This is a genomic window from Winogradskyella psychrotolerans, assembly GCF_018860565.1.
Classification (GTDB): domain Bacteria; phylum Bacteroidota; class Bacteroidia; order Flavobacteriales; family Flavobacteriaceae; genus Winogradskyella; species Winogradskyella damuponensis.
In genome coordinates, this window is the sequence record NZ_JAHKPS010000024.1 from 1 (window position 1) to 5432 (window position 5432).

The window sequence follows — 5432 nt, forward strand, 5'->3', positions numbered from 1 at the left end:
AACGGTCTAGTATAAGAATAGTAGCGGATTTTCACGCACTAACTTTTCAGTTAAACACAGACCTTTTTTTATATTTACTTACTTTCGTTTTAGCGATTAAACCGCTATTATTTTTATACATTGTTGTAAGCTGGCTTTTCTTTCCATAAACTTGCTAGCGTTGGCATAAGACATACTCTTTGACAAGTTTTGGCTTTAGCAGTGGGCTTTTGAGCGACTTGGCAATGTGTATGGCTTTCAGCGTTGGCTTATCCAGTTTATCTGTCATCCAAGAACAATATTCCTTGTCTGCTAATATGTCTTGATAATTTTGATTGAATTTCGGCTAGTAATTGTTGTCTTGCCCTAAATAATGGATTTAGATTTTTTAAATTTCCACCCTTGTTGCTTGTAAAGAAGTATCGAAAGTGTAATATCATCACGCAACTAACTTCTTCAAATAGAAATTTTGGCGAAATGAAAATTGCTTCTGATTTTGTATCAATATATTCCAAATGTTCTGAACTGATTATCATACCTTTCACACATCTGTTATATTCATATTTATTCTGTACGTAATCGCACAAAGGTGTTGCAGTTAGATATATTCTTTTCCAAGTACTTCTAATTTCTTTTCGTTTAGAAGAAGATTTTTTATTAATTAATTTATTTATTGCAGATTCAGTTTTGTCTTTAATTTCCTCTTCTGTTAACTCAGTTTCAATCTTAGACCTACTGAAAGAATTATTAAGTAATTCTTGAAAAATTGCTTCTGTTTTTGTGTTCTGGTCTTCTATTACTGAACCAGGATATTCTATTGGTTCATTGTCATCAGAAAAAAGCAATTTTTTGTTAATAGAATGAAATGATTCAAATTTTGGGTTATCTGAATCTTCTACAGTTAATTCTTCTGGGTTTTCTATGTCCTTAGAATTAACGCTTTTTTCTAAAGTGTCATTGGCTAAATATGTAAGTGAATTATACGCACTTTTAATTTTTTCTGCAGAATCTTGTTTAAAATAAGCTTTACCTGAATAACTAATACCTAATTTATTAATCAAATGATTTGCATTGTCAGTCCAGTTTTCATAAGTATGGTATGAGCTGAATATTTCTTGCAAGGTTATATCAGATGCAGTGTGCACTTGATTTTCCCAATTTAGAAGATATGAATACGCGAGTTCTGAATTAATGATTTTATTTAATTCTTCAATAATGTCAATGTCAGTTTCTGCTTCTTCGCTTGAAAAGTTTGGAAAAAAATCTGATTTGACAAAACCTCTAATACTAATTGGTTGTCTATCCTTTAATTCATTTTCAAATAAACCCCTAACTAAACTTTCGTGTTCTTTTTGATGGCGACTCCAAAATATTAAAGCATACGGAAAATTCTGTGGTGATATTACTCTTCTTAAAACATTTATTAATGTGCTTTTTACTAACTTCTCATCTAAAGTTGCTTTTTCATCTACTAAGTTAATATCAAGAAATAAAACTCTAATATCATTAAACCTTGAATCAGCATCAGGTAAATAACTTATATCATTTCCTTTATAAAACGCATAAGGAATCTGATTTTTGGATAAGGCTTTTAGCAATGGTTCTGCCTGTGATATTTCATCGTCAATAATGGCAATTCTTCCATTTAAAGGTATATTCATATTCTATTTTTTAAATGCAAAAACTACTGATGCACCATTATTAAATTCTTTAGGAAGTTCAAATTCGCCCTCTTCTGGAAAATATAATCTACCTTTTTGAGCTTCCATTATTTCATTAGCGATATGTAGACCTAATCCCATACCACCTGGTTTAGCTGATACAAATGGTTCGGTGATGTCATCTGTCGGTATCAGAAATCCAGTACCATTATCTGCAATAATTAAGTTTATAAATTTTTCGTCTTCAACTAAATCAAAATATATTCGCTTTTCATAAAGCTCATTCTTCTCTTTTTCTTTAATAGCTTTCTGGTCGAGCCAATAAATAGAATTGTCTATTAAATTCATTAAACTTCCAATGAGTAAATTTTTAGCAACTTTTACTCTTTGTGTTCCCTTATATTCTTTATAACCTTTAGTTATTTGAATTTTATGAGATTCCAAGCGATATTCTGTATTAAACAAAGCTTGTTCAATGATAGTAGTAATACTTTCTGTTGATTGATTTGATTTTCGAATAATATCTGCATATCCATCAATTAAGGAAGATAGATGCTCGACAAGTTTTAGTACTCTTTCAGATGCTTGCTCTGCTTTTAAAACCTTTTCAACTTCATAAATTATTTTTTCTACCTCGTGGACTATTACAGACATACTTAATCCTGCACCAGCTGCTTTTAAGAGGTTTTCACTTAAAATATTAAAATCTGATTCAATCTTATTGAAGTATTTAATAATTTGTTGTCGAATAGGTGTTTCTTTTACTTTTTCCTCAACATATTTTTTTGCTTCACTAAGTGTAGATTTTACTGGTGAAGATTTTGGTGTAGGTCCATAAACTTCTTTAAGCTTTTTTTTATCTGGAAATCGTAATGTTTCAATTAAATCAATAGTGTGTAATATTGATGCTCTCAAAGCTTGGTATGCATCGTTTTCTACAAATCCTTCTCGATTTGTTTTTTCAACTAAACCGCTACTTTCTTTTCTGTCTAATGAAATAGCCGATAGAATGTTGTTATTACTGATACGTTTTGCAGGTTGTTGAAAACGTCTATGGTCTAAATCTAGCCAATCATTTTCTGGCTCACCATAATCATAAACTCTTAGTCCATCTCTAAAAACTCTAACACCACCATTTTGACGAAGATATTTTTTAAAACCAGTTTTGTCAGACACACCTAATTTCAGGATAAAAGGGTCTTGGTCAAAAATGTAACCTTCAAAAGTTATTTTACCAATATTGAATTGAGAAAGATTAATAATTCCTTCGTTATCAGATTTTGGCGGATATCTTAAGTTAATAGAATTGTCTATTAATTCATTTGTTTGGTCAACTGTTCTTGGATGAAGTTTGCTCATTGTATCCCAAGGTGTGAAGTTGTACTCAAAGTTTGTTATTTTACTACCCTCTAAGGTTACTTTGTAATTGAACAAAGAAAATTCTTTAACATCTTCCCAATTTAGTAAACCATCAAACCAATTAGGTTTGTCTAGTACACCAAAACTTGGTTTGAACGAATCGTTTTTTTCAAAAGGTGAAGCCAAAGCAGTTATAGACCTTTTAACTTCACGAGCCATACCTCTCGTCCAATTCTTACGTAAATTGGAAATTAGAATATTAGTTCCTGTTTTCCCATCTTTAAACAAAAGTGGATTTGGTCGCTCTTTAATTGTAATTGGTACATCCTCTAAATATTTATATTTTTCGAAATCAGTCCAATTTATTTTAACAAAAACCTCATTTTCATTTTCAGCCTTTGTTGTCATTTCAATAACATTTCCCAGTTTGTGAACGCCAAATCTGCCAATACCTTTTTCTCCAATTGGTAATCTATTAAATTTAGGTGAAGCCTCTTGATTTTTAATTTTTTGTGATTTGAAGTCACTACCAGGTTCTAACCATACATTTTCAACTACATAAGGGCTCATTCCATATCCATCATCTTCTATGATTATTACCCCTTCATTTGGCGAATCTACATTGTCCATATAGATGTTAACATTTGTTGCGTCAGCATCATAAGAATTCTTCACTAATTCAACCAAAGCTATGCTTTCGTTTTTTATTAGTTGGTCTCCCAGTTGCAGAAGTAAACGGGCTCTAGGTTTAAACCTTACTGGTCTTTCTTCTTCGTCTTTTTTGATTATATCTGACATAAATGTTTTTTCATTGATTTTGCAATAGCATTGGCCATTAACGGTGGAACAGCATTGCCTATCTGTTTAAATGCAGCTGAACGAGAACCTTCAAAAAAGAAGTCATCTGGGAACGACTGCAATCTAGCTGCTTCTCTTACTGAGATTGAACGACATTGTTTAATATCTGGATGAATATAGTAATGTCCGTCTTTTGCAATATGAGCTACTACAGTATGAGAAACTCCATTACCATTCACAACTTTATATCTATCAGTAAATGAAGTTTCGTTTTTATGAGTTTTTAATTCTTTAGGTAAATCGGGATACTTTAAACGTTCCTCATTTTTATTCCATTTTTTAATCGCTGTTTTGTAGATTTTTAAATCTCGCTCATTATGTGGTCGAGAAATATGCTGAGTAACAAAATCAACTCCGTTTCTTAATTCAAATTTTTGTAAGTAATCGTTCTTTGGAACTTTGTATTTAGCAATCTTTAAAGCGTCTCCAGGTTTCAATTTTGGTAAGTCCTTAAAAATATCATTTACGGTAAATTCTTCAGCTATTTTTTTAATTTCAGGAAAACCATAGTCGTTATTCTTTTTCCAACCAACAATTATTATTCTTTTTCTGGCTTGTAAAACTCCATAATCGGCAGCATTCAAAGTGTCGTGATAAACCTCATAACCAATTTTTCTAAAGTAAGCCTTGAGGTTTCTAAAGTGCTGTCCTTTGTTAGCACTTAATAGACCTGGTACATTTTCAAAAACAAATGCCTTTGGTTCATATTTTTTTAAGAATCTACCATATTGAATATATAACTTATTTCTTGGGTCATTCTCAATGTTCTCGTGATGCCTACCAAGTAAAGAGTATGCCTGACAAGGCGGTCCGCCAATTATTAAATCTACTTTTCTGTCGTTTAATGTCTTGTCGATTTGTGAAAATATCGATTTTATAGAATCGTCTGTAATTTCAATATTCAAAACAGAGTCTAATATTCTTTCGGGCACCTGATTATAGAGTTCTTCTCTTGTAATCTTCCCTTTTAAATAATCAATATAATACTCCTCTTTTTCGTTTTTTATAAGATAATGATAAGCGGCTCTAGTTCTTATAGAATCGCACGCGTATTTATCCATTTCAATATGTGAAATTGGGTTTAATCCCGCTCTGATAAAACCTTCTGACATTCCTGATGCTCCAGCGAATAAATCTATGAAATTCAATTCGTCCATAATTATTTATTCAGTTTTAAATGTCCGTAAATCTTTTCAAGAATCTCATTGGGGTCAGAGTCTATTGCTTTAGAAATCAGATATAATTCTTCCGCTTTGAGATTGGTGTTTTCCTTCGTACTTAACTGGCTCAGACGAGATTTTCGAATTCCAGTCTTTCGAGAGACTTCTGCCTTGTTTATTGATTTATCAGTAAGATACTTACCAAGAAAAGTCATATTTAGCTAGTTAAGATTGTTTTGTAAAAGTAAACAAAAGTTTCGATTGAGAAAACAAAAGTATCTAAATAAGTTACAATTGTAATGATTCCGTTTGGGTGGTGGTGGGGTAGTGAAAGCTCTTTTTATTTTGTGAGGCACGAGCAAAATGAAATGTGCTTGAACGTGCGGTTGGCTCTTTTTTCAGCTTGCTTACAACG

The 5432-nt window shown here is 31.6% G+C and carries 4 protein-coding genes; all 4 read right to left on the bottom strand.

The genetic code is table 11. The features are described 5' to 3' along the window. Window positions 1-257: 257 nt before the first annotated feature. From KO504_RS12835 to KO504_RS12850, 4 genes are read right to left on the bottom strand one after another with little or no spacing between them, the layout of a single operon-like run. Window positions 258-1640: a hypothetical protein gene (locus KO504_RS12835; RefSeq protein WP_215927502.1), complete on the bottom strand. Its 1383-nt coding sequence runs from the start codon at window positions 1638-1640 to the stop codon at window positions 258-260. Between the two features lie 3 nt (window positions 1641-1643). Further along, entirely contained in the window at window positions 1644-3797 is a 2154-nt protein-coding gene (locus KO504_RS12840) for a sensor histidine kinase (RefSeq protein WP_215927504.1), read from the bottom strand. Beyond that, complete coding sequence (locus KO504_RS12845) at window positions 3785-5014, bottom strand: DNA cytosine methyltransferase (protein ID WP_215927506.1); 1230 nt, start codon at window positions 5012-5014, stop codon at window positions 3785-3787. The genes KO504_RS12840 and KO504_RS12845 overlap by 13 nt, the downstream gene beginning before the upstream one ends. Before the next feature lie 2 nt (window positions 5015-5016). Continuing rightward, entirely contained in the window at window positions 5017-5232 is a 216-nt protein-coding gene (locus KO504_RS12850; RefSeq protein ID WP_074674636.1) for a helix-turn-helix domain-containing protein, read from the bottom strand. Window positions 5233-5432 lie beyond the last annotated feature (200 nt).

Coding starts and splice junctions, on each gene's coding strand:
- KO504_RS12835 (WP_215927502.1), bottom strand. CDS start 1,640: ATGAATATACCTTTAAATGGAAGAATTGCCATTATTGACGATGAAATA.
- KO504_RS12840 (WP_215927504.1), bottom strand. CDS start 3,797: ATGTCAGATATAATCAAAAAAGACGAAGAAGAAAGACCAGTAAGGTTT.
- KO504_RS12845 (WP_215927506.1), bottom strand. CDS start 5,014: ATGGACGAATTGAATTTCATAGATTTATTCGCTGGAGCATCAGGAATG.
- KO504_RS12850 (WP_074674636.1), bottom strand. CDS start 5,232: ATGACTTTTCTTGGTAAGTATCTTACTGATAAATCAATAAACAAGGCA.